Annotated in this window: 22 protein-coding genes; 13 read left to right on the top strand and 9 right to left on the bottom strand. The window is 39.8% G+C overall.

Features of this window, described 5'->3' with window-relative positions; all coding sequences use genetic code 11:
* Window positions 1–18: 18 nt before the first annotated feature.
* Window positions 19–732, bottom strand: coding sequence for a YebC/PmpR family DNA-binding transcriptional regulator (locus VOI46_RS07225; protein ID WP_004587809.1), 714 nt, complete (start codon window positions 730–732; stop codon window positions 19–21).
* A gap of 94 nt (window positions 733–826) precedes the next feature.
* Window positions 827–2,608: an ABC transporter ATP-binding protein/permease gene (locus VOI46_RS07230; RefSeq protein WP_004587810.1), complete on the bottom strand. Its 1,782-nt coding sequence runs from the start codon at window positions 2,606–2,608 to the stop codon at window positions 827–829.
* A gap of 98 nt (window positions 2,609–2,706) precedes the next feature.
* Between VOI46_RS07230 and VOI46_RS07235 the strand changes: the two genes are divergently transcribed.
* From VOI46_RS07235 to VOI46_RS07255, 5 genes are all read left to right on the top strand, one after another.
* The gene (locus tag VOI46_RS07235; RefSeq protein WP_004587811.1) at window positions 2,707–3,168 is read left to right on the top strand and encodes a hypothetical protein; all 462 of its coding nucleotides are present in this window, start codon (window positions 2,707–2,709) and stop codon (window positions 3,166–3,168) included.
* A gap of 109 nt (window positions 3,169–3,277) precedes the next feature.
* Window positions 3,278–5,116, top strand: coding sequence for a protein translocase subunit SecD (secD, locus tag VOI46_RS07240; protein ID WP_324738191.1), 1,839 nt, complete (start codon window positions 3,278–3,280; stop codon window positions 5,114–5,116).
* Window positions 5,109–6,041, top strand: coding sequence for a protein translocase subunit SecF (gene secF / locus VOI46_RS07245; RefSeq protein WP_004587813.1), 933 nt, complete (start codon window positions 5,109–5,111; stop codon window positions 6,039–6,041). Before secD ends, secF begins: the two co-directional genes overlap by 8 nt.
* Before the next feature lie 116 nt (window positions 6,042–6,157).
* Window positions 6,158–6,634: a GreA/GreB family elongation factor gene (locus VOI46_RS07250; protein ID WP_004587814.1), complete on the top strand. Its 477-nt coding sequence runs from the start codon at window positions 6,158–6,160 to the stop codon at window positions 6,632–6,634.
* Between the two features lie 197 nt (window positions 6,635–6,831).
* On the top strand, window positions 6,832–7,326 hold the full coding sequence (locus tag VOI46_RS07255; protein ID WP_004587815.1) for a transposase: 495 nt from the start codon (window positions 6,832–6,834) through the stop codon (window positions 7,324–7,326).
* A 156-nt stretch (window positions 7,327–7,482) separates the two neighbouring features.
* Here VOI46_RS07255 and VOI46_RS07260 read toward each other — a convergent pair whose 3' ends face one another.
* Entirely contained in the window at window positions 7,483–7,824 is a 342-nt protein-coding gene (locus VOI46_RS07260) for a zinc ribbon domain-containing protein YjdM (protein ID WP_004587816.1), read from the bottom strand.
* A 305-nt stretch (window positions 7,825–8,129) separates the two neighbouring features.
* Between VOI46_RS07260 and VOI46_RS07265 the strand changes: the two genes are divergently transcribed.
* Genes VOI46_RS07265 through VOI46_RS07275 form a run of 3 tightly spaced genes read left to right on the top strand, consistent with a single transcriptional unit; the run spans window position 8,130 to window position 11,168 of the window.
* A complete protein-coding gene (locus VOI46_RS07265) occupies window positions 8,130–9,524 on the top strand; it encodes a RimK family protein (RefSeq protein WP_004587817.1) in 1,395 nt (464 codons plus the stop codon).
* 4 nt (window positions 9,525–9,528) lie between these two features.
* The gene (locus tag VOI46_RS07270; RefSeq protein ID WP_039972259.1) at window positions 9,529–10,638 is read left to right on the top strand and encodes a GNAT family N-acetyltransferase/peptidase C39 family protein; all 1,110 of its coding nucleotides are present in this window, start codon (window positions 9,529–9,531) and stop codon (window positions 10,636–10,638) included.
* Between the two features lie 17 nt (window positions 10,639–10,655).
* Entirely contained in the window at window positions 10,656–11,168 is a 513-nt protein-coding gene (locus VOI46_RS07275; protein ID WP_004587819.1) for an MgtC/SapB family protein, read from the top strand.
* 44 nt (window positions 11,169–11,212) lie between these two features.
* Here the strand turns inward: VOI46_RS07275 and VOI46_RS07280 are convergent, their stop codons facing one another.
* Window positions 11,213–12,439 carry an EAL domain-containing protein gene (locus VOI46_RS07280; protein ID WP_004587820.1) on the bottom strand — a complete coding sequence of 409 codons (1,227 nt, stop codon included), beginning with the start codon at window positions 12,437–12,439 and terminating at the stop codon, window positions 11,213–11,215.
* A gap of 75 nt (window positions 12,440–12,514) precedes the next feature.
* Complete coding sequence (locus VOI46_RS07285) at window positions 12,515–13,525, bottom strand: helix-turn-helix domain-containing protein (protein ID WP_004587821.1); 1,011 nt, start codon at window positions 13,523–13,525, stop codon at window positions 12,515–12,517.
* A gap of 124 nt (window positions 13,526–13,649) precedes the next feature.
* On the opposite strand from VOI46_RS07285, the gene VOI46_RS07290 reads away from it, so the two are divergent.
* From VOI46_RS07290 to VOI46_RS07300, 3 genes are all read left to right on the top strand, one after another.
* On the top strand, window positions 13,650–15,557 hold the full coding sequence (locus tag VOI46_RS07290; protein ID WP_004587822.1) for a beta-ketoacyl synthase: 1,908 nt from the start codon (window positions 13,650–13,652) through the stop codon (window positions 15,555–15,557).
* Between the two features lie 590 nt (window positions 15,558–16,147).
* Window positions 16,148–17,956: a DNRLRE domain-containing protein gene (locus tag VOI46_RS07295; RefSeq protein WP_004587823.1), complete on the top strand. Its 1,809-nt coding sequence runs from the start codon at window positions 16,148–16,150 to the stop codon at window positions 17,954–17,956.
* 391 nt (window positions 17,957–18,347) lie between these two features.
* Complete coding sequence (locus VOI46_RS07300; protein WP_004587824.1) at window positions 18,348–19,373, top strand: energy transducer TonB; 1,026 nt, start codon at window positions 18,348–18,350, stop codon at window positions 19,371–19,373.
* Between the two features lie 60 nt (window positions 19,374–19,433).
* Here VOI46_RS07300 and VOI46_RS07305 read toward each other — a convergent pair whose 3' ends face one another.
* Both VOI46_RS07305 and VOI46_RS07310 read right to left on the bottom strand, forming a co-directional pair.
* A complete protein-coding gene (locus VOI46_RS07305; RefSeq protein ID WP_004587825.1) occupies window positions 19,434–20,618 on the bottom strand; it encodes an acyltransferase family protein in 1,185 nt (394 codons plus the stop codon).
* Between the two features lie 169 nt (window positions 20,619–20,787).
* A complete protein-coding gene (locus VOI46_RS07310) occupies window positions 20,788–21,204 on the bottom strand; it encodes an MgtC/SapB family protein (RefSeq protein WP_004587826.1) in 417 nt (138 codons plus the stop codon).
* A 414-nt stretch (window positions 21,205–21,618) separates the two neighbouring features.
* Between VOI46_RS07310 and VOI46_RS07315 the strand changes: the two genes are divergently transcribed.
* Window positions 21,619–22,926 carry a BCCT family transporter gene (locus tag VOI46_RS07315; RefSeq protein ID WP_269745357.1) on the top strand — a complete coding sequence of 436 codons (1,308 nt, stop codon included), beginning with the start codon at window positions 21,619–21,621 and terminating at the stop codon, window positions 22,924–22,926.
* A 158-nt stretch (window positions 22,927–23,084) separates the two neighbouring features.
* Complete coding sequence (locus VOI46_RS07320) at window positions 23,085–23,459, top strand: hypothetical protein (RefSeq protein WP_004587828.1); 375 nt, start codon at window positions 23,085–23,087, stop codon at window positions 23,457–23,459.
* Here the strand turns inward: VOI46_RS07320 and fghA are convergent.
* Together fghA and VOI46_RS07330 are read right to left on the bottom strand one after the other, a co-directional pair.
* Window positions 23,413–24,255 carry an S-formylglutathione hydrolase gene (fghA, locus tag VOI46_RS07325; protein ID WP_004587829.1) on the bottom strand — a complete coding sequence of 281 codons (843 nt, stop codon included), beginning with the start codon at window positions 24,253–24,255 and terminating at the stop codon, window positions 23,413–23,415. The two genes, VOI46_RS07320 and fghA, sit on opposite strands and share 47 nt — an antisense overlap.
* 68 nt (window positions 24,256–24,323) lie before the next feature.
* Window positions 24,324–25,445 (bottom strand): S-(hydroxymethyl)glutathione dehydrogenase/class III alcohol dehydrogenase, encoded by a 1,122-nt coding sequence (locus tag VOI46_RS07330; RefSeq protein ID WP_004587830.1) that lies wholly within the window; start codon window positions 25,443–25,445, stop codon window positions 24,324–24,326.
* Window positions 25,446–25,548: the final 103 nt, after the last annotated feature.

A 25,548-nucleotide genomic window follows, 5' to 3' on the forward strand; every position in this document is an offset into this window, starting at 1 on the left:
AAATACGTTTAGTAAAGTTTAAAATTGCGCGTTATGGTAAACGTTTTGCACGTCGTCACAATCTTCAAGCATGGCTAAAAAGCGCTCCATTACTTCTACGTCTTCACCTTCAATAGGGGCTTCAACTTGTGGTACAAACGAAATTAAATCTACGTCAAAATCTGTAATACCCATTTCTTCAAGCGCTGTACGGGTGTTGTTGTATTCTGTATGTGGTGCAAAAACCGTCACCTTACCGTTTTCTACTTCTACATCTGTTACATCAACATCGGCCATCATAAGGGCTTCTAGTACAGCTTCATCGTCATCGCCGTCAAAAACAAAAATAGCGAGGTGATCAAATAAATGTGATACCGAATTTTGTGCGCCTATTTTAGCGTTTGCTTTGGTAAAACAAATACGCACATCAGCAAACGTACGCTTATTGTTGTCGGTTAAACAGTCAACAATAATCATACAGTTACCAGGGCCGTAACCCTCATAGCGTGTGGCTGCGTAATCTTCACCGCCACCGCCTTTGGCTTTGTCTATTGCGCGCTCAATAACGTGTGCGGGTACCTGGTCTTTTTTAGCGCGCTCGATTAAACGGCGCAGCGCAAGGTTACCATCTGGATCTACGCCACCATTTTTAGCGCAAATGTATATTTCTTTACCGTACTTAGAATAAACTTTAGTTTTAGCACCCGCAGTTTTAGCCATTGAATCTTTTTTGTTTTGGTAAGCTCTTCCCATCTGCGTTTCGCCTTAATATATGTAAATTATTGAATAAAATTGCAAGGCCGTATTCTAAAGGTAAAGCCGCAGTATCGCCAGTAAATGGCGTTAATTAATCATCTTGCTGTTGTAATTGCCACATTTGAGCGTATTGACCATTTTGTAATAAAAGCGCTGAATGTGTGCCTTGCTCAACCAGTTCGCCCTTTTTAAATACTAATATGTTATCGGCATCAACTATAGTTGATAGCCGGTGCGCAATCACAATACTGGTGTGGTTTTGAGTTACATCGCGCATTGCCTTTAAAATGGCTTGCTCCGCGTGCGAGTCGAGCGCCGAGGTCGCCTCATCAAAAATTAAAATAGGAGATTGCTTTAAAATTGCACGTGCAATGGCAATACGTTGTTTTTCGCCGCCAGATACTTTTAAACCGCGCTCGCCTACCAACGTTTTATCGCCTTGCGCTAAAGTTGAAATAAAGTCTTTTAAATGGGCCATTTCTATTGCTTTATCTATTTCACTATCGCTTGCTGTGGGTCTGCCATAGGCAATGTTTTCGCGTATGCTGGTGTTAAATAGCACGGTGTCTTGTGGCACTATAGCAATGGCTTTACGCAGGCTATCTAGGGTGACGGAGTCTATAGCTTGGTTATCTATGGTTATACTGCCCGCGCTAATATTGTAAAAGCGATAAAGTAACCGCGCCAACGAGCTTTTACCTGCACCACTTGCACCTACAACGGCAACCTTACTGCCTGCTTTAACTTGAAAGCTAATATTACTAAGAATAGGGCGGTTGGCATCGTAACTAAAACTCACATTATTGAAGGCTATATTGCCTTTGCTAACACAAAGGTGTTGAGCATGGGGTCGCTGCGTTACCTGTGGTTTTTTATTAAGTAAGCCCAGCATGTTTTCTAAATCGGTTAGGGCGCGCCTTATTTCTCGATAAACAAATCCCAAAAAGTTAAGTGGTAAAAATAATTGGATCATGTAGGCGTTTATCATTACTAGTTCGCCAATTGTTAGAGCGCCCGTTACCACTTCTTTGGCACCTAACCACATTAACGCTGTAATAGCGCTGGCAATTATAAACGCTTGTCCTGAATTAAGCGCAAGCAACGACATTCTATTTTTTAAACGTGCGGTTTCCCAATTTGCTAAAAAAGAGTCATATGTTTTGGCTTCAAATTCTTCGTTGTTAAAATATTTTACAGTTTCGTAGTTAAGCAGGCTGTCTATGGCGCGCGTATTACTAAGGTTATCGGCGGCGTTTGCCTCGCGTATAAAACGGTTTCGCCACTGCGTTACTGTTACAGTAAAGGTAATATAAATAGCAACCGCTAATAAGGTTATTAATGCAAACCAAATAGAAAATAGCGAGCCAAAAATAATAGCAACGGTCAGTATTTCAAAAAGGGTGGGGACAATATTAAACATTAAAAAACGCATTAAAAAGCTCAGTCCACTAGTACCACGCTCTATATCACGGCTTATTCCACCGGTTTGCCTATCGAGATGAAAAGCAAGCTCTAGCGAGTGTAAATGTTTAAATACTTTTAACCCAATATCACGCATCGCGTGCTCTGTCACACGAGAGAACACCGCATCTCTTACTTCGCCTAAAAACACGCTGGCAAACCTAAGCCCACCATACATAAGCAATAGTAATGCAGGGATAACTAAAACTGGATTGATTGATTTATCAACCGAGTCGATAATTTCTTTTAATGCCCAAGGCATTAAAAGAGTTGCGCCTTTAGCTCCTATAAGCGCTAAAAGGGCTAAAAGTACGCGCCCTTTAAATTTAGTAATGTATGGCCACAGCGTTTTAATACTTTGTTTTAAGGTCATTGCGTCGGCGCGTTTTATAGTACTGTGTTTAGAGCGCATTACGGGTCTCAGTCAAATAAATACTTAATTAATATGCATTGTATTTTAAATACTTGCCCATATATACTACGTATCCCTTATTTTAGTTTGACGCAACCATGTTTAACGTTCGTGTGTTTATAACTGCTTTTTTGCTGTTTTGTGCGCTTTTTAGTGTTCAAAGTAGTGCGCAGTGCGCGACACATAAAATAAACACTGTAACCACCTCATTGAGTGTGTTTGCTGATAGCGTCGATTTAGCTAAAACGCTGCCTATATCAAAATCGGTAAAGGGAAATGAGCACAAAAAAACACATCAAACAGGGTTTGACGCTCATCAACCTAGGTTAACGGCTAGTAATTCTTCGTTATTTTTACATGTCGCGCAAAGTGAGCCTGAATACGACGTTGTATTTGAATTTTTTGCACACACCCTTTTTAGAGAAATATACCTAAGCCCCAACGCGTTTATTGCCCAACAGCCATGGTATACACTTGTAACACATAGCAAAAAGTCGCGACTCAGCGGCTGGAAAGACGCTAATTTACTCTATACCGCCGTAAGTACCTACCACGCTTAATTTTCTTATTTAATTTTTATTAGGTTTTAACGTTTTACGTTTAAGCCTTGAGATTAATTGTGCTTTAAAAAGTACGTTGCCAGTAATTTACTGGCAATAAGGAAAAAACATGTTAAGTGTAAAAAAAGATCACAAGCCATTTATGGCTAAATTTAAATTAAGCTATATAGCCATGCTTATTGTGCTGGTTTTATTAGCCATTAGCGCATTACCCAACTTATACCCAAATAAATCGTGGTTACATGTAAGCAATGCACATCATAGCGAAACGCAAATTGTGCCAAGTACTAATGCATTAGTTACTTTTTTAAATAACCAAGGCTTAGACGTTGAGCAAGGCCTTGATAAGCAATCAACTATAAATATTTTATTGAACGAGCCAACTAAAAGCGCCCAAGCGCAAGCGGCTATAAAGGCGCAGTATCCAAGCACGCAAGTTAAAATTGTAGAGCATGCAACCAGCCCACCATGGTTACAAAATTTTGGTTTATCACCAATCAAATTGGGACTAGATTTAAACGGCGGCGTGTTATTTGTACTCGACGTAGATTTAGATAAAGCCGTTGAGGAGCAATTAGTGAGTGCGTATCAACAAGCTAAGTCAATTATTGTTAAGCAAAAAGCGCACGGTCTTAAAGCGCAGCAAACTAAGCATGGCTTTGAAATTAATGCACTGCCTCACGCGGTGCAAAAACTTACACCTGTAATTGATGAGCTACAAAGTCGCTTTGCTAATTTAGCAGTTACAACAACCAGTAATGGTGATATTAAAAATGCAAAATTCACCTATTCAGAGCAATGGCGAAGCAACTTTGATAAAGAAGTTATGAGCCAAACGCTCACAACGCTTCGTTCACGCATAGAAGAATTAGGCATTACCGAAGCCGTCACTCAGCGCCAAGGTAAAAACCGTATACGCATAGAGCTACCTGGCGTGCAAGACCCAACCGAGGCAAAGCGCATTATAGGCGCGACTGCATCACTTGGGTTTTATCAGTTAAAAGAACTGGGTGGTAAAACATTTAATATGCAGTCGGGTGGCACCATAAATCTTGATCCTGTGCCTATTTTTACCGGCGATCATATTAATAATGCCAACATAGGCCGCGACGATTGTGGTAAGCCACTGGTTCAACTAAGTTTAGATGGGCAAGGCGGCGATGCTATGTCGGTGTTTTCAAAAGCCAATATTGGTAAGCCTATGGCCACGGTTTACTCTGAGTACTCTCAAAACGCAAGCGGTGAAACCGTTAAAAAAAGTGAAGTTATAAATGTAGCGAATATTGCGCAGCATTTAAGTTCACGTTTTAGTATTACCAATATGAAAAGCCAACAAGCAGCGGCCGATTTAGCCTTATTATTACGCGCAGGCTCGCTAACTGCACCGGTTACTATTGTGCACGAGCAAACAATTGGCCCAAGCCTAGGTCAAGAAAATATAACTAACGGCTTGGCCGCATTAATGCTGGGAATGGGTATTACACTTGCCTTTATGGCGCTGTGGTATCGCCGCTTAGGACTTATTGCAAACGTAGCGCTGTTATTAAATTTAACGTCGCTTGTGGGGCTAATGTCGTTATTACCAGGGGTTGTGTTAACACTTCCGGGTATTGCCGGGCTGGTACTCACCATTGGTATGGCGGTAGATACCAACGTTATTATATTTGAGCGAATAAAAGAAGAGCGCAGAAAAGGCCGCTCTGCTTATCAAGCTATTCAAGAAGGTTACAAGCAAGCCGCTAACACCATATTTGATGCCAATATAACCACTATGATCACCGCGCTTATTTTATATGGCATAGGTTACGGGCCAGTTAAAGGTTTTGCCATAACATTGGCACTTGGATTAATTACTTCAGTATTTACTGGCGTGTACGTATCAAAAGTATTAAGCCAAACGGTATATTTAAAAATGGCTAAAAAAGCAGGAGTAAATGCACATGCTTAACACTTTTTTAAAGGGAGAGGCGGGCACGCGCCTGCGTTTTTCAGGCATGCTTTTGAGCGCCATACTTGTACTGCTGTCGGTGTTTACGCTTAGTCAAAAAGGGCTTAATTTTGGGCTCGACTTTACCGGTGGTTACCTAACAGAATTTACCACCAGCCAAGGTGTTGAGCTAAAACAGCTTGAGCAATTTATTACTAAAAATCACAATGGCGAGTTTGAACTAACCGCACAAGGGAATAATCACTTTCAACTACGCGAAGCGCCCAGCGGTTCAACAGCAAACAGCAATGATTGGCAAAGCGGCATTACACAAAATGCAGATATTAACGCCGAGGTTTTATCATCAGCGTATATTGGCTCGCAAGTGGGTGATGAACTGTTTGAGCAAGGTTGTTTAGCGCTATTTTCAGCCATGGTTGCAGTAATGCTTTATTTAGCTGTACGGTTTGAATGGCGTTTAGCTGTTGGCTCTGTGGTTGCGCTAGTGCATGATTTATTACTGGTACTGGGGCTATTTTCGCTATTAAGTATTGAGTTTAATTTGACGGTACTTGCCAGTTTGCTTGCCATTATAGGCTACTCACTTAATGACTCTATAATAGTAGGCGATAGAGTACGCGAGCTTTTACGTGTTAAATCTAATAATGCGCTTAGCCCCGCAAGTATTATTAACAACGCCATAAAAAGCACCTTAACACGTACGCTTATTACATCGGGCACCACGCTTGCTACAGTTGCAAGTGTTTGGCTCCTCGCGGGCGCGCCATTACAAGGTTTTGCCATCGCGCTATTTACCGGCATTGTAGTAGGTACGTTCTCATCTATTTGTATTGCGGCTACTTTACCTGAGCTTTTAGGGTTAAGTGCTAAAAATTACGAAGAAAAACAAGATGCAGAAACGCAAGCGTTGCTCGATATGCCCTAGTAATAAATACTTTTAAAATCTGCATTAAAATACAGGCGCTTAAAATAATGGTTTTAAGCGCCTTATAACGGTAAAATTAATCACATAGTTTACCGTATTGGTTATTAGCGCCTTACATGAATAAATCCCACGTAATAGAACACCTTAAATTTGCACTAGAAGCCCAATTAAACAGTGCAAAACAAGCAGCAAAAGCCGCGCACGACGCCGCCACTCACGAAGAAAGCGTTGCAGAAACGCAATATGACACCCTAGGGCTCGAAGCCGCTTATTTAGCTCGAGGCCAAGCCGAGCGTGTAAACGATTGCTACAAAAGCATTAAACAATTTGAAGCCATTTTTAAAGAGCCCACTCACAAAAAAGTGATTATAAGTTCACTCGTTTGCTTAGAAGATGAAAGCGCCTTACAAAAATGGTTTTATTTAGGCCCAGCCGCAGGCGGCTTAACGGTTGAAGTAAAAAACATAACGATTCAAGTTGTTACCCCCGAAGCACCCCTGGGTAAACAACTTTTAGGCAAACAGTTTGATGATGAAGTAAGCCTAAGTATTGCAGGTAAAAACCATGAATATAATGTGGTAGAAATTTTATAAACATTGGTTTTATATGTAGGTCGGATAAGCGAAGCGCCATCCGACAAAGCCATATCAATATAATAAACGCTTATACTTAAAAATTAATTGTCGGATGGCATGGCTTCGCCATTTATCTGACCTACGTCAATGTTGTATATATCCTAAATTTGCGCTTTATTTGTCTAATGCGTAACAAATAATACAATGGATATGCAATGCAATATCGTCGTAATTATGTAAAAGGTGGGACGTACTTTTTTACAGTTAATTTGCTCGATAGGAATAAATCGTTGTTGGTTGAGCATATCGATTTATTAAGAGAGTCTATCCGCTTTGTTAAATCTCAAAGGCCATTTTATATAGATGCATGGGTTGTGCTGCCCGATCACCTTCATGCAGTTTTAACTTTACCAGATGATGATGTGGATTATTCGAGTCGCTGGCGAGAAATTAAAAAGCGATTTTCAAAATCTCTCCCAAAGACAGAGTTTTTAACTCAAACACGGAAACGTAAAAATGAACGTGGAATTTGGCAGCGCCGTTTTTGGGAACATACTATTAGGGATGATAATGATTATTGGCATCATGTTAACTATGTTCATTTTAATCCGTTAAAACATGGCCTAGTTAGTCAAGTAGCTGATTGGCCTTATTCAAGTTTTCATAGAGCCGTGAAACAAGGTATTTATGCAAATAATTGGTGCGGATAAAAAATATAAATATTTCGTAGGTCGGATAAGCGAAGCGCCATCCGACAAAGCTATAGCTTCATAATACACTTTAGTTTTGTACAAAAGTTTTTGTTAAATGAAATAATTTCGGCCTTTATTACGCGTCGGATGGCATGGCTTCGCCCTTTATCCGACCTACGAATTAGCCTTTTTCACAAACTTTGCTGTTACCATCATTTCGCCAATGCCATCTACTTTGCAATCTAGCTCGTGATCTTTTTTATCAAGCACACGCCTTACGACCGCTTTGGTGCCAATTTTAATAACTTGTGAGCTGCCTTTAATTTTTAAATCTTTGGCTACGGTTACTTTATCGCCATCATTAAGTTGGGTGCCGTTGGCATCTTTAACTAAAATTGCGTCTGCATCGTTTGTACTATTTGGATTCCATTCATAGGCGCATTCAGGGCATATAAGCAGTTGCTGGTCTTCGTAAACATATTCAGATTGGCACTGTGGGCAGGCAGGATGTGACATTTTTAACGCTCATAAAATATTAATTTTGCGTATTTTAATCTGCATTAATAGGAAAATATAGTTAATCAATATTTTTTATCTTCACGCTAAAAATATCTCGTTTGTGTGGTTTTTAAAAAGGGCATATAAAGCAGATGTCGCTTAAGCAATTTAAGCGCTAACACTTACAGTAGGTATTTGTTAAAGCACCCATCGTATTAAGTGATACGCGCAATGCCCACTTAGTACGATGGGTGTTTCTATTTATAGTGCTGAGTATTTTATTAGGCATGCTTTTTATATTTTTGACTTAACTAGGAAAAGTCGTGTTTAAAACCTTAATAGTGGTTGATAACAACGAGCAAACACTTGCTCAATCGTTCGACAATGTGATTTCGTTTAATAGTTACTTACGTGATTACCCAAAACCTAATGAACCTAAAACCCGCATTATTAATTTATGCGACTCAAGCCAATACTTGAGTAAGGGTTACTATTGCTCTTTGCTTGCAGAGGCCCGCAAACACCAGGTGTTACCCAGTGTTAAAACAATAAACGCGCTTCGAAGCGGTCAAGCTCCTATGTTAAATATTGGCTCTATTGATGGCGAAATTTACTTTGGTAATGCCTTAAACGAGCTACAAAGCAAAGCGGCTAAATCGGTATTTAAGCAATACCCAGCGCCTATTTTATATGTAGATGAACAAGGCTTGTTACAGCAAGGTTCGCTTAGCACTTTAAACGATGAGCAATACAGCAATTTTGTAGTAAAACTAAATACGTTTACCCAAACCCAATGGCGTATTGGTACTGTGCAGCGCCGTTTTAGATGGTACATGGCAATCCTTGTTGATCATAACGAAAAAGTACCACCGAGCGATAAAGACGCCATTGCCCGTTTTATAAAAGCAGCGGCTAAACATGGTATTAATGCGCAAGCACTCAGTTTTGATGAAATAGACAATATTGCCCAGTTTGATGCGTTATTTATTCGCCAAACTACAGCAATTGACCACCCAACGTATCGCCTTGCAAGTAAAGCGCAAAGCCTTGGTTTAGTGGTTATTGACGATGCTGAGTCTATTTTACGCTGTTGTAATAAAGTGTATTTACACGATGCGTTTAATTATCAAAAGGTGCCGAGCTTAAAAACGGTGGTAGTGGCTGATCAATCAGCGCAAACGCTTGAGCAATTAGAAGAGGCGTTTACCTATCCGCTGGTTTTAAAAATGCCTGAAGGGTCGTTTTCTAAAGGGGTGTTTAAAGTTGCAAACCGCAGTGAGCTTGAAGCTAAACTAACCGAGCTGTTTGAATATAGCGCATTGGTACTTGCACAAGAATACATGTACACAGAATACGATTGGCGAGTAGGTGTATTAAATGGCCGCGCTATTTATGCGTGCCGCTACTTAATGGCGCGTAATCATTGGCAAATTTATAATCATGATGCTAAACGGTTTTTCTCTGGTGGCTTTGAAACGCTACCTACCTTTGAGTTACCAAAAGCCGTGTTAGATGCCGCTTTAAAAGCATGTAAAACTGTGGGCAAAGGCTTATATGGCGTAGATGTTAAAGAGCATCAGGGCAAAGCATATGTGCTTGAAGTAAATGACAATCCAAGTATTGATCACAAAGTAGAAGATGGCTATTTGGGCGACGAGCTATACATGATCATTATGGATGAATTTAAACAACGTTTAGAAGCGCGAGGCCGTGGGTAATAACATGCGTAACCTTGTTATTCGACAGGCACTTAGCAGTGATTTAAACGCATTGATTGACGTTGAAAATACTTGCTTTAATAACGATAAATTGAGCCCGCGTAGCTTAAAGCGCTGGTTAAATGCTAAGCACGGTATTTTGCTCGTTGCCGATAATGGCGAGCAAGTATGCGGCTATGGGCTGGTGTGGTGCCATAAAGGCACGCGTTTAGCGCGTTTATATTCGCTTGCTGTAAAACCCACAATGCAAGGTAAAGGCATTGCTAAAATGTTATTAGCTGAGCTTGAAAAACAAACCAGTGAGCGTGGCCGGCTTTACTTACGTTTAGAAGTGGCGGTAAATAACGAAAGTGCGATTGGGCTATACAAAAGCTTGGGTTACAGAGTATTTGGCCAATATAGCGATTATTATGACGATCATAGTGATGCACTGCGAATGCAAAAAAATATTCGCCAAACGAGTGAGCTAAAAGTAGCGCGATTAACGCCGTGGTACCAACAAACTACCGAGTTTACCTGTGGGCCTGCTGCGCTATTAATGGCAATGGGGGCACTTAAGCCAACAACTAAGCTTAGCCAATCACATGAGCTGGCACTTTGGCGCGAAGGCACCACCATTTTTATGACATCGGGCCACGGTGGTTGCCATCCGTTTGGTTTAGCGTTGGCGGCTAATAAACGCGGCTTTAAAAGCGAGGTAATGGTAAATACCACAGAGCCTTTGTTTTTAGATGGTGTACGCAGTGAAAATAAAAAAGTGGTGCTTTCAACAGTACACCAACAATTTGTAGAGGGTATAGCGCAGGCAAATATACCGCTTAGCTATAAAGATGTTGAGCTTGAGCATATTGAACAGTGGTTAAGCCAAGGCTTTAGTGTGCTTCTATTAATTAGCACATACCGGTTTGATGGTAAAAAATCACCTCATTGGGTGTGCGTTACCCACCTTGATGAGCACTGCGTGTATGTTCATGACCCATTTTGCGAGCCAGGCAGTGACAAACAGCTCGCAATAGATTGCCAGTACGTGCCTATAGCGCGCAGTGATTTTAGTAAAATGTCAGCATTTGGTAGCCAACGTTTAAGAACCGCGGTGGCCATTGCTAATAATTAATAGGTTTTAAGTAAAGAGTGACTTTTTTAGATTTAATTGATGTAGCCCCTTATTCGTGGGCAGCCATTGGCACCGCCGCTTTTTGCGGTGCAATAATTGGCTTAGAACGGCAATTGCGCGGTAAACCTGTGGGTATTCGTACCTCAGCTTTAATAACGCTGGGCACGTATTTGTTTTTATCAACCGCGTTTAACTTACAAGGCGATGTAATTGATCATTCGCGTGTAGTGGGGCAAATAATTACAGGTATTGGCTTTTTAGGTGCAGGTGTCATGCTTGCAAAAGACGGCGCTGTAGTAGGGGTTACCTCAGCTGCAACCATTTGGGTGCTTGCCTCAATTGGCGTAATGATAGCCACCGACAATCTAGCTGCTGCCATTAAACTTTCGGTGCTGGTGGTTGGTATTTTATACGGTGTAGATGTACTGGAGGCAAAATTTAAAAGCCTAAGCAAAGGCGTACACACTAAAGTAAAAAATTATCAAAAACGTTACTACCGAAAAGACTTTAACGACCCAGAAAGCCACTGATTTAACGCCACTAATTTAGTGGCGTTTTTATATGAGTGTATTAACTAAAGCGTGACTGCTTGGTACTCGATTGCCTCGTTAATAGGTGCAGGGCGACCAATAAAGTAGCCTTGTACGTTATCTACTTTTAGCTGCCTCAATGTGAGAAGCTCTTCTTTATTTTCAATACCTTCAGCTACAATCGTACAATTAATTGCTTTTGCAAAACCACATAATGCTTTTGCGAGTAAAAACTTTCTTTGGTCGTTATTTATATTTTCAGTCAGGCTTATATCAAGTTTTATAATATCGGCTTCTAGCTCCAGTATGTGCTGAAAAGACGAAAATCCAGCGCCTACATCGTCAATAGCTAATTTTACGCCTTTATTTCTCAGTGGCTCAAGTGCCGCGCGCATAGCTTGGTAATCTAAAATAGGCGAGTGCTCTGTGACTTCTAATATAATGCGGGTGCAATCAACATTTTGTAATACATTATTAATTGAGCCCGATAATATATGTGCAGGGGATGTATTTATAGTCACGTAGGCATGTGGGGCAAGTTCATCCATACAATGTAGGGTGTTTTGTATAGCAAGAATTTCCAGTGCTTCACCTAGCCCTAAGTTGTCGGCATCTTTAAACCATACATCGGGGGTTTTGTAAGGTTGAGTAAAAAAGCGTGAAAGCGATTCATAACCCGATAGCCGATTCGTCGCTAGGTTAAAAATTGGCTGAAAATAAATAGTGATGGCATTTGTTTTTATAATATTTTCTATGAGTATTTTTGTCTCATTACTTATGATCTCTGATTGTGATCTTTGTTCAATGAGCTCGGTAGCAAGCTCTGAAATTAGTTTTAAAAAAGCCAGATCTCTATCATTTAAGTTGTCATCAAATGTGGTTTTATAACAACAAAAGGTACCGTACGTTTTGCCTGATGCTAAAACAATCGGCACACCTATGTAAGCGCCTATATTTAACTTTTTGGTGACCGGCATAGTCTTAGTAATAGGGTGTTTATGTGTGTTAGGAATTATTGGTTCAAGGTCGTTGTCTGAAATTTTTTTACAGTAAGTCTCACAAATAGGATCTGAATTACCTACTGATACGCAGTGGTTATCGGTATGATTATCGACCACCTTAAAAACCCGATCTGTTTGTGTAAATTCTGATATAAACGCCACATCCATTTTAAGATGTTTGCGAACAAGCGAAAGTAACCTTAATAACTTTTCGTCCACAGAGCCATTATTTTGTTGTTCAAAAAGATGCTGTTTTATTTCATCGCTCATACAATAACCTAGCTAGGATTTTAGCTAATAGTGTAATTTATATAAGGAAAAAAGCCACTTAATTGCAGCTTTGCATTAGCCAAATAGTTTTCTTCGTACTACTTTTCTATACTCGCTTGGCGTTTGGCTAAGCACTTTTTTAAACACGCGGGTTAAATGTCCTTGGTCATTATAGCCGACCTCAAGTGCTACTTCTTGAATCGTTAAATTAGATGAAGCTAATAACTCTTTAGCGCCTTCTACCCGTAATTGTTGCCAATACTCTATAGGGCTTTGATTAGTTGCAAGCTTAAAGCGGCGGGTAAATGTACGGTAGCTCAAACTAAATTGGGCAGCTACTTCTTGTAAGTTTAACTCGCTGGCTAAATTAGTTTTAAGCCAAAACTGGATTTGCGCTATGAGTTCATCTGGATGGCGGTCAACCGAGCCTTCAAGATAGCGCTGATCTTCGTATGGTTTACGTACTTCGTGCGAAAAGTTACGCTCTACATGTTGAGCTGCTGCTTTGCCATAGTATTGGCTAATGATATGAACGATTACATCGGCAAGGGCATTTAAACTTGCCACCGTATACATGCGCTCAGACTGGGTGATAAAAAAGTCGGGCTTTAAGCGCACTAACGGGTAGTCGTTACTAAATTGTTTTGCATAATGCCAGTGGGTTGTTGCGGGGTGCCCATCCAGTAAGCCCGCTTCTGCAACTAGGCTATTACCCGTGCCTACACCAATTATATGACTGCCGGTTTCAAAACTTTCTTGTAGCCATTCAACCACTTCTTTATTAGTACGTACTACAGGGCGAGGGTTTCGCCAAATGCCGGGTACAATAATTAGGTCGTTGTAGGGCGCGTTGTGTGTGGTGCAGTCGGGGACTATGGCAAGCCCAGTACGGTTTTGTATTGGCTCATTATTTTTAGCAATTAAATTTATACTAAGCGGTCTAAAATCCGTGTGGCTTAAATGGCCTTTTGCATAAGCCTCACCGGCTCTTAGCATTTCAATAGGCAGTGTTAAACTGGTAATAAGTAAATGCGGGTACACTGCTATGGCAATATTTAACGCTGGGTTTACTGATTTTTTATGCATGTGAATGCTCCGACCAGTACTTTTTGGCCTTTAATGCTGAATATTTGGCTATTAAAGCACAAATTGCTGTGGTTAATCCAATTAAACTGTTTGCTTCTCCTATAACACGTTTTAAAGGTTAATTATGACAGCATTACCCGTAATAGTAGGCATGGGTGGTATTAACGCCGCTGGCCGTACTTCTTTTCATCAAGGTTACCGCCGTATCGTGTTAGACGCATTAAACGCACAAGCTCGTAGTGAAACATTTTTAGGCCTCGCCACATTAATGAACTTAGTACGCGTTGTTGATGGTCAATTACAAGACACAAACGGTAATAATGTTGAGCAAAGCGACATAGAAGCACGCTTTGGTGAGCAAATTATTGCTGGCACACTTATTCGTAAAATTGAAAAAGAACATTTTGACGCAGATGCCACGCCTTGGCAGCAAAAGATGACGTTAAAGTCCTCTGATGAAAACGCAATTGTATTTGAAACGCGCGCACGCGATTTACCAACCCCAGTGCCTGTCAGTTGGAAAGTACAAGAGCTTGAAGGCAAAAAAGTAAAAGTGACTATAGCGGCAGAGCTAGATGTAAAATTAGATTCTACCCGTGATAACCCAATTAAATCGGCAGGGCAGTTTCCTACCGGGTTTGATCCATCAATAATGTATAACAGCCGTTACCAGCCACGTGGTTTGCAAGCCACTATATTTGCAGCAAACGATGCTATTAAGTCAACTGGTCTTGATTGGCAACGCATAATGAATAGCGTAGAGCCAGATAAAATTGGTACTTATTCAGCCTCGGTTATTGGCCAAATGGACGACAAAGGATTAGGCGGTTTAGTTAAAGCACGCCAGCAGGGCGATCGTGTTAGTACAAAGCAATTAGCACTTGGCCTAAACACGATGTCGACTGATTTTATAAACGCCTACGTTACAGGTAATGTAGGTACTACGTTTTCTACCTCGGGTGCATGTGCTACATTTTTATATAACTTACGCGCTGCAGTAAACGATATTCAAGCAGGGCGAACCCGTGTTGCGGTGGTAGCAAGTGTTGAATGCGCTATTACGCCTGAAGTAGTAGAAGGCTTTGGTAATATGAGCGCTCTTGCCAATGTTGAAGGCTTGCGCCGTTTAGATAACTTAAGCAGTGAACAAGAGCCAGATTACCGTAAAAGCAGCCGTCCATTTGGCGAAAACTGTGGTTTTACATTAGGTGAAGGCGCACAAGTGGCCATTTTAATGGATGATGCATTAGCACTAGAGCTTGGTGCAGATATTATGGGCTCAGTACCGGATGTATTTGTAAATGCCGATGGTATTAAAAAATCAATCACTTCACCGGGCCCAGGTAACTACATTACGATGGCTAAATCTGCAGCGCTTGCAACAAGCTTATTAGGTAAAGAGGCGTTACAAAAGCGCAGCTTTATTTTAGCGCATGGTTCTAGCACGCCGCAAAATAGAGTAACAGAGTCACTTATTTACCATAAAGTGGCACAAACGTTTGCCATTGATAGCTGGAAAGTGACGGCGCCAAAAGCTTATGTAGGGCATACAATTGCCCCCGCCAGTGGCGATCAGCTCGCTATTGCGCTGGGTGTATTTAGTCATAATATTATGCCGGGTATTACTACCATAGATAAAGTTGCCGACGATGTTTATGCTGATCACTTAGATATACGTAACAGTCATTACGACTGTGGCGACATGGACATAGCCTTTATAAACTCAAAAGGTTTTGGCGGTAATAACGCCACTGCTACTGTCCTTAGCGCTAAAGTAACACTACAAATGCTTGCTAAGCGTCATGGTAAAAAAGCGATGAGTGATTACGCTGATAAAAACACATCCGTTGTTGCTGCGCAAAATACCTATAAAGCGCAAGCTGACCTTGGAAAGTACGAATTAGTATATCGTTTTGGTGATGGCGCCATTGACGATAACGACATTGTAATTGGCGAGGACGGCATAGAGCTTCCTGGTTTTGATAAAGCAATTTCGTTTAATACAACCAACTCCTATCAAGATATGTTTTAAGCACACATACTTGAATCCAAAGGCGCTGTTTAAGGCGCCTTTTTTTCATCTTTTTAATCTGCTAAACCTACGGCGTGTTCTGTTTTGCAATTAAAATATACTGCTGTGAATTTTTACCTAGATGTTGACAATGTTTATTGTAAATAATAGCGAATCACGCTGGTTTAGTTTTTTCTACTTACTAACAGATGTGATCATTTATATGAGTTTAAGAGGTGCTTTATAGCTCATAACCGTTAAAGCAACGATTAGATTAATGAATAAATAGTAAGTATTTTCTTGCGGTAAAAACACACTTTAATAAAAATTTAATTATATTTTTAACTCTATGATATCAAGTTTAAAAAAGATAAAACTAATAACTTATGATTAGTATTAAACAATAAAAATAATTGAAAAACACTAGCGATGTTCCATACTATTTTTAATAGATAAGCCATATATAAAAACTATTCCTACAATTAAATAATTACTAATTTGGCTATGAACTTTATTTACAACCCTTTGTAAACTTAACGTACGCCTGAACAGTTAATGATTAATTTCTGCTTAGGTAAATATTCAAATTATTAATTAGTTTAGGAATAGCAATGAAATTAACCTTAAAAATTCGTCGGATAAAAGGTAGGTTTTTACTTAGCTTTTATATTTTGTTAGTTCTACCGCACATTAGTATTGCTGAAACCGTTTTATTTGATGATTCCCCCCAAAATGGCACCTCTTTGTGGTCTACTTCATCCAGTGAATCAAGCTTAACGCAGATAGGTGAACCAGTAGCTGATGGCGATAAAGCAATCGTAATGTCAGCCCATCATTGGACCCAATCGGGTTTGCGCATTGCACAAGTACCGCCATACGAAGATACTATCCTCGAAGCAAAAATATACCGAAAGTCAGGTAGTAAAGGGACCCTTATGTTTCGTAGGGGGGAAAACTCTTTAAAGATAAATCTAGATGATTCTAATAGCGAGTTTTGGACCATTAATGGCGAGCCAGGACATAATGACTACTCAGATGACACTTGGCATACAATTCAAATACACCTTAAACACTTTAACTTAAACGAAGGAGAGAATGTACTCGCAGTAGGTATTCAGGGCCCTTACGGTACAGGTATATTTTATATGGATTCAGTCTACTTTAAAGAGAATAAATCGATTGTAACTACTAACCCTCCGGCGCCAGGGAATTGGGTACTTACTTTTGAAGATGACTTTAACCAAAACACCCTCAACCCTGATAAGTGGAAAGTTGGCAAGCAATACTTAGGTATGAGTGGCATTGCTGCTAATGCAGGGAGTGAAAATATTAGTGTTGAAAACGATATGCTGATGTTCAAAGCCGAACGAGAACTCTTTAGTCAAGGAGATAAAACGCATCATTATAAAGGGGCTGAGATCAGTACTTTTGGCCAGTTTAGACAGCAATATGGATACTTCGAAGCCAAGATAAAGTATGACTCAATACATGGTACGTGGCCTGCTTTTTGGCTGTTAGCTGATAAAGGAATTTATGGGAGTGATACTTATAGACGCCAAGCTTTATTAAAATTTAGTCTTGATGATATATCAGATACGGTTGACTCAGCACTTCTAAAGCTCAAGGTCTCTAAAGCAACAAATAAAAGCAGTGTTGCAGTACATAAAACACTTTCGAGTGATTGGTCTCAGAGTACAGTAACGTGGGATACAAAGCCGAAGATTGACCCCATTTGGTTTACTCACCGTTATGGTGCTTCATCTGGTGATATTATTGAGGTTGATGTTACTGATTATATTCAAAAGCAGAAAAATGCGGGAAGTGATGCCAGCTTTGCCTTAGTCGATAACTATATGAGAAAACAGCTTTTAGAAATATTCAGTAATGAAGCAGAAAACTCAGCTGATAGGCCTGTACTTGTTGTTAATGACACAAATATAGGAATAACTGATGATGCAACAGTTCGTGGTGGTGAGTATGCTAAAGAAAACTATGGCGAGGAGCCTATTTTATTGGTTAAAGATGTGTGGGGCGATACATCAACCACTTTTGGTAGGGGTATGGAGTTCGATATTATGGAGTATTTAGGCGTGTGGGGCGGCGGTGTCAGTTGGGCTGCTCTACATTGGGATGGATACGGTAGTAAACATGCATCAGTAGAGTCAGATAAACTTTACCTTAATGAAACAGAAGATGACTTTCATCTATTTGGTATGCATTGGGCCCCTAATTACGTTGGAATGTATATCGATGGTGAAAAAGTATGGGAGCATGAAAGCGAGCGGATTGGCAGCTTACCCTCATATGTGATCTTATCATTACAAGTCGGTGGATGGAACGGTAATACTCGTAATATTGATGATGATTTTGTGGCCACAATGCTTGTTGATTATGTCAAAGTATGGAAAAACCAAGAGTAAAATTAGTATTAAAATTTAGGGTAACTGGCTACATAAGAAGGAATACTGATTTAAACTATTTACTTAGCAACGTGTAGCAAAGGCGCTGTTTAAGGCGCCTTTTTTATGCCTGTGTCTTTTATAAAACCCATAATAATACCAATCCGTAATACTCTATCATTTTGCGTGGCTAAACATGTCACTACCTGCGTTAAAATTCTCAATTAGAATAATTAAATAGCGAATTTTTTACCTAGCTACAAACACGTTTTCCAACCTTAAAAATAGATCACTTAATGAAGCGGATTGGTATAAAGTTGATTAAAAAATGACGTGTTTTTTATGGATTAACTTGCATTTATGGAGTACCTTTGTTTTTATAATAGAAACATAATCTAGGATGGATATATCGATGAAAAAACTTTTACTAGCACTTTCTCTCGCTTCAACCTTTCCTCACTTATCAGTATCAGCAGATGATTTTGTAGCTGCTGAAATTATTAATAAAAATTACGACCAGCTCACTAATACCTCGCCGCGTGCATCAAGGTTAGAAGGGATTAATTTAAGTAGCTACGTGGTTGATGAAAACGGCCAAGTGAGTGATATCGAAATTGTGGCTTCGCTTGGTCAAAAAAAATATCAGCGAGAAGTTCTCGATTATGTTTCTAAGCTTAATTATAAAAGTGCACAGATAAATGGCAGCGCCGTGCCTACGGCGAAAACTATTACGGTAAGCTCGCAAAATGTACATGCTAGTTTTTCGAACGACCAGGCATCTCCGGGGTTTTTTGACGATTATGAAAAAGCCAGCCAGCTTATTGATGATAAAAAGTACGATGAAGCTAAAACGTATATTACTGAGCTTGAAAACGAACACACTAAAAACACAGTCGAAATAGTTTTACTGGCTTGGCTTAAAAGCCAACATAGCTACTTTGTGCAAGATTGGAAAAGCTTTGATAAGTCTATTTATGAAGCCTTTTTGTTTAGAGATAACTTACCGGATCAAATAAAAAAACGTGTTATTAAAAATGCCTTACAGTGGTTTATTTCAAAACAAGACTACGTACGTGCTTACGATGCAATTGATGCATTAGGCGATATTGAATCGATAACGTTTAGCGAGGAAAATAGAGCGCAATTACTTGCACAAGTGAATGACATTTATAAAAATTCTGGCGCTATAAATCAGCAAATAACACTTGAATCTGAAAAAGCGGTTTTACCTTTACTTTCTAAAGGTACGGTTAAACTTAGTGCGAGTAAACCGTTATCTAAAGTACAACTTCGCTGTGAAAACAAAGTCGTTAATTATAATACCAACGAGATTGATAAAATATTAATTTCAAAAAATGATATTCGTTGTGGGCTATTAATTAAAAGTGCACAGGCGCAAACAGTTACTTTAAAACAAACTGGTGAAAGCTTTTTATAAAGTATTTTATTGGTAATAAACACTTAAATAAAAACCCCACAATATTATGTGGGGTTTTTGTTATATATATTTAGCAATTAGAGTGTGCTTATTATTGCGCTTCCAGCCTAAATAGCGTTTTGCAAGTAAAGTGGTTAAGCCTATAACCACAGCTATAAATAACAAAGTTGCGCCATAACTCATACCGTACCCCGGTGGAAGGCCTACTAATGTGTCACCGTATGTCATATCGCTAAAACTAAGTCCTAAAACAGGGATAAGCAACCAAGCGACAGCGTGCAATAAATACAAATGTGCAAGGTATGAGAACATACTGGTTTTACCAAGCACTTGTAAAAAGTTGCGAGAAAAGTCGGCTTTAACATGGCTTAAAAGTTTAAGCGCAATTAGCCCAAGGCCCACGGTTAGCAACATAAATTGTAATGACAGTGGGTATTTAGTCGGATTTAAAAACGACATAACAGTATTAATAGTATTGGTATGAATAGTAAATACTGAAGTGTCGCCGTATAAATTAAAACCGCGCAGCACAGTGTATAAAGCAAGGCAGCTTGCACCTAATATAGCTGCATGATTCATCACCTGAGCTTTGTACTGGTGTTTTTTATAATATACCCCCGCGCAGTAGGCTAAAGCCATTAAACCTACAATGGGCGCAACTGGGTAAGTTGTTCTCATTTTTAAGCCCAAAGGTAGTTCAAGTACATTTTTTTGATGTGCAATAGACCAAAGTGTATGTGCAAACGTATTTGGCTCAAAGCTTACGCCATCAAATAGGTTATGGCCAAACACCAACAATAAAGCACTTATTAGTACGCCGTAAATGCCTAATAAACGTAATAAGCCTAATATGACAAATCCCCAGCCTATCGCCCAAATGACCTGTGCGTATAACATTGGAAAAGCGGGGTTAAAGCTCCATGACCACGAAACAATGGTAAATTCAAAAATGATTAGCACCAACCCACGGACAATTAAATTGTAAGAAAATGCCTTAGTTGAAGCGTATTTATGCTCAGTAACAGCTGCTGAAAGGCCTGCTAAAAAAACAAATAAAGGGGCGCAAAAGTGCGAAATAAAGCGGGTGAAAAAAGTAACAGGGCTGGTACCCGGAACCGTCATAGGATCGGTTACTGAGTAATTAAGACAATAATACATACCATGGTCAATCACCATAAATATAATGATAATGCCACGCAATAAATCAATATGATGCAACCGAGGGGCTGTAGAGTGAGACGACATCATTAAGCTCAAATACGTTGTATAAATTTAGCGATATTATATGTTATATAGTATCGTCATGCGAGCTTGAGCGCTTTTAAGCGCCTTGATTTATTACATTAATTTAGGTTGCAGTAGTTACTCACAATTTATCTTCTTTTTAGTAATTACATAATGGTACACCTTAGCATTACTTAAACTTTTTAATGTACCTCAGTGTTATAAAATTAATGATAGCTAATAAAATAGCAATTTCGTAACGGCTGTAGGCAACCGCTATACCAATTAAACCCATATTCCATATGCTTGCTGCTGTTGCGGTACCTGATGTAGATTTATTATTTTTTAAAATTGCACCACCGCCAATAAAGCCTATGCCGGTAATAATCCCTTGTAGCATTTTAGATTGCGCTTCTGCACCTTCTAGCACTGACATAGCAATTACCGCATAGCCACATGAGGCAACTGCCACAAGCGGAAAAGTCCTTAACCCTGCACCATGGTGGCTTCGCTCCCTGTCGTAAGCCATAGGCAGTGCGAGTATGTAGGCAATGCCAAGGTGTACTAAATTATCGATGATTTCGTTCCACTGTAAATCAATTTCCATAATGGTCTCTATTGGTTAAGGGTGTAAACTAATAGCAACCTACAGGCCAGCTTGTTTTATTGCTTAAAATCAATGTGTTAAATTTAAATTTGAGAGGCATTCATTGATTAATTGGTAACATTTACATAGTTAATTTACGCTTTTACAGATAAACCCTGCCTATGCGTTTAATTAATTATGCAAAGTGCGTATTATTTTATTATTAAACATTAATAAACAGTATTTCACTTGCCTTTACATACAACCAAGCTTGAAAAAACAGCGTTATTACTTTGCCTTACTCTTTGTGCTATTGCATTTTTGGCGCCTCAATTACTTACTAATTATTTGCAACCACTTATAAATAACGCCTTAAGTTTTTTAGGGGCGCCGTTTTTTTTGTTAGTAAATTTTTTATAACTTGCAGTCATCGTTATTGCCATAAGCCCGCTTGGGAGGCGAAAAGTAGGCGGTGACAATGCCCGTATTGAATTTGGCTTATTTGGCTGGCTTTCTATGCTTTTTGCCGCAGGGATGGGGTCGGGTTTGATTTTTTGGGGAGTTGCGGAGCCTGCGTTGAATGTAGTTAACTCTCCTTTAAAACATACACTTTACCCTGACAAAGTAAGTAGTGCTTTAGCGCTGACGTTGGTTAACTGGGGGGCGCATGCGTGGGCTCTTTATGCAGTATTTGGGCTTGTGTTAGGTGGCTTAACAAAAAACAGTCATTGCAGTGGTGATATTAGCGCACCGGTAATCAGTGCATTAAAAGGCGCAATAAATATAAAATACCAAAACAGGCTTACCTTTATTGTTAAATTAGTGGCCGTGCTCGCCATTTTTTTTGGTGTGGTTGGGACAATTGCAAACTCTACGTTATTGCTACGCAAGGGAATTGAAATAAACCTAGGGATAGAGTCCGCGCTTGTATCTGGTTTTATCATAGTCAGCTTAATTGTATTGCTGTATACAATATCGGCCAAGCTTGGGCTTAAAAAAGGTATTCAAACGCTGAGTAAGTTTAATGTTTGGCTAGCTTTTTTACTTTTATTGTGGCTACTTTTGTTAATGCCCATACAGCCTATAATGGCTATTGCCATTGATGGCACAAGGGATTACCTACGGCTTATTTTTACAGGGGCATGGCAATTACAAAGGCAACTTAATAACCCCGAGTGGGCAAATGGCTGGACCTACAATTATTATTTTTGGTGGTTAGCGTGGGGACCTTTTGTTGGCGTGTTTTTAGCTAAAATTAGCCAAGGCCGGCCAGTGTGGCAATATATATTGGGCGTAGTTTTGCTACCTACGCTTGTGACTATTGTGTGGTTTAGTGTGTTTTCGGGCTCGGCTATCGCATGGGATAAAACCTACCATGCCGGTATTTTAGATGCCATTAAAGCCGACTATACCCAAGGGCTATTTATATTTTTTCAGCAGTTAGGCTGGCAAGGCGCCGTACTTATTTGGTCAAGCTTGTTACTGTTACTTATTTTTGTGGTTACCTCAGCCGACTCGGCCATATTAGTAATACGTGATTTAACAAATAGCAAAAAGGCAAAAGCATGGAGTATTTATGGTTGGTCACTCGCGCTTGGGCTTTGTGCCTTTATATTACTGGTACAAAATAATGAGCCACTAAACAGAACCATTGCTATTATTGGCGCTTTACCGTTTTTAGTTATTTTTATTTTGCAGCTGGTGGGCTTTATAAAAGAGTGTATAAGTGAATTTAAGTATTAGGGCTTAAACCCATTTTATTAATAAAAGGATGACGCACTGTATTAAATTGTACGCTTACGCCGCTCAAAATTAAGTATATAGAACAGGTATACATATTTTTACAATACTATTTTTAAAGATGTTTATAATTTAGGTAATATTTTTGATCAGGATGAGCCATGAGAGCGCTAACTTTATGTTTATGTGTTATTTACCTAAGTGGCTGCACAGTCGCTGGTGTTATAATTGATGGGCAGGCACAGTCAAATGCACGCGCCAATAAATATAGTAATAGCCCAGCTCGTTCAGATCCTTATAAAAATCCACTCGAACCTGTACCGAAAGACAAAAACGGGTTTAGTTTTACCGATATAGGGTTAAAAATAGATTCATTGCTGATCAATTTAGTAAAAGGTGAGGGCAATACGGTACAAGTGTGTAGGCAAGTGAGTAAAGTATTGAAAGAGTGTGTAGAAGTAGATAAATCTGATCTACACACTAATGAGATTACGCAGTTAAAAACTGACTATGAAATGATAAGTGTTGGTCAATAAAGCTGCTTATAAAAAAGTAACTATGATCGTAGCCAGCTTGCATTTCAATGCTAAGCGGATAGCCTTTATTTTTAGCAACAGCCGCTAAATTTTGTGGCTTAAGTTGCTCCTCTAAAAACCCATCGGCATCGCCCTGTGTAACAAGCATAGGGAGAAAATCAGCCTGCTGCGCTTTTTTCATCAATTCGCACGAATCGTATTGAGCCCAAAGCTCTTTGTCAGTGCCTAAGTAACCCGTAAATGCTTTCACGCCCCATGGGCAGTCAATTGGATTAACAATAGGGCTAAAGGCTGAAGCGCTAACAAACGCTTTAGGGTTTTTAAGTGCCACCATTAAAGCGCCGTGCCCGCCCATTGAGTGACCGCTAATTGCTTTAGTACTGGTTACTGGGAAGTGTTGCTCAATAAGCATAGGCAGTTCATCAACTACATAGTCATACATATTAAAATGTGTATTGAACGGTGCTTGTGTTGCGTTTACGTAAAAGCCTGCGCCTTGGCCAAAGTCGTAGTTGTCGTCATCAGGGACATTATCACCACGTGGGCTTGTATCAGGCGCTACAATTGCAATACCCAGCTCAGCCGCTTTTTTAAATGCGCCGGCTTTTTGCATAAAGTTTTCGTCTGTACAGGTTAAACCCGATAGCCAATATAGTACTGGCACTTTATTTGTTTCGCTTGCGCCAGGTGGTAAAAATACCGCAAAACGCATTGTGCAATGGGTACTTGTTGCAGTGTGGGTATATTGTTTGTGCCAACCACCTGCTACTTTTGTACTTGAGATATTTTCTAACATAAAAATCCTTAAAAGCCGCAAACAATTGAGTATTACGGCTTTTTAATACATAGGTTACCAATAGCGTATTAGTAGTGAATTACTGTACGAATACTTTTACCTTCGTGCATTAAATCAAACGCATCGTTAATTTCTTCAAGGCTCATGGTATGCGTAATAAAGTCGTTAAGCGCAAATTCGCCTGCCATGTAACGCTCAACTATTTCAGGTAATTGTGAACGGCCTTTAACGCCACCAAATGCGCTACCACGCCATACACGGCCTGTTACTAGTTGGAAAGGACGGGTTGAAATTTCTTGGCCAGCACCGGCTACACCAATAATTACCGACTCACCCCAACCTTTATGACAACACTCAAGTGCTGAGCGCATTACATCAACGTTACCAATACACTCAAACGAGTAATCAACACCGCCATCGGTCATATCAACAATCACTTCTTGAATTGGCTTGTCGAAGTCTTTAGGGTTTACTAAATCGGTTGCGCCAAGTTTTGTTGCAAGGTCAAATTTGCTGGTATTAATATCAACACCAATAATGCGACCCGCGCCTGCCATTTTTGCACCAATAATGGCCGATAAACCAATGCCACCTAAGCCAAAAATAGCCACGGTATCGCCTGGTTTTACGTTTGCAGTGTTTGTTACCGCGCCCATACCTGTGGTTACGCCACAGCCTAATAAACAAATTTCTTCAAGCGACGCTTCTTTGTTTACTTTTGCGAGTGAAATTTCTGGAAGTACTGTGTACTCAGAAAAAGTAGACGTACCCATGTAGTGATAAATTGGTTGGCCGTCTTTAAAAAAGCGTGTAGTGCCATCTGGCATTAGACCTTTACCTTGTGTTTCGCGCACTGCTGAACACAGGTTAGTTTTGCCTGAAGTACACATTTTACATACGCCACATTCAGCGGTGTAAAGTGGAATAACGTGATCGCCTACTTCAACACTGGTTACGCCTTCGCCCACTGCATACACAACGCCTGCACCTTCGTGGCCTAAAATGGCTGGGAAAATACCTTCAGGATCTTCACCTGATAAAGTAAATGCATCAGTGTGACAAACACCAGTAGCGGTAATTTTTACCATTACTTCGCCTTTTTTAGGCATCATCACATCAACTTCTTCAACGCTTAACGGTTGGTTTGGACCCCACGCAATAGCTGCTTTTGATTTTATAAATTCAGACATGTGTTTATCCTTTGTAGTGGTTTTAAATAACAATTGTAGACCCAATTTGTTTGGGTGATGGCTCTATTGTATTTGTTTCTCAAATAATGATAATCTCTGATTT

Origin of the sequence: Pseudoalteromonas sp. CuT4-3 (assembly GCF_035666335.1) — a bacterium.
Classification (GTDB): Bacteria; Pseudomonadota; Gammaproteobacteria; order Enterobacterales; family Alteromonadaceae; genus Pseudoalteromonas; species Pseudoalteromonas atlantica.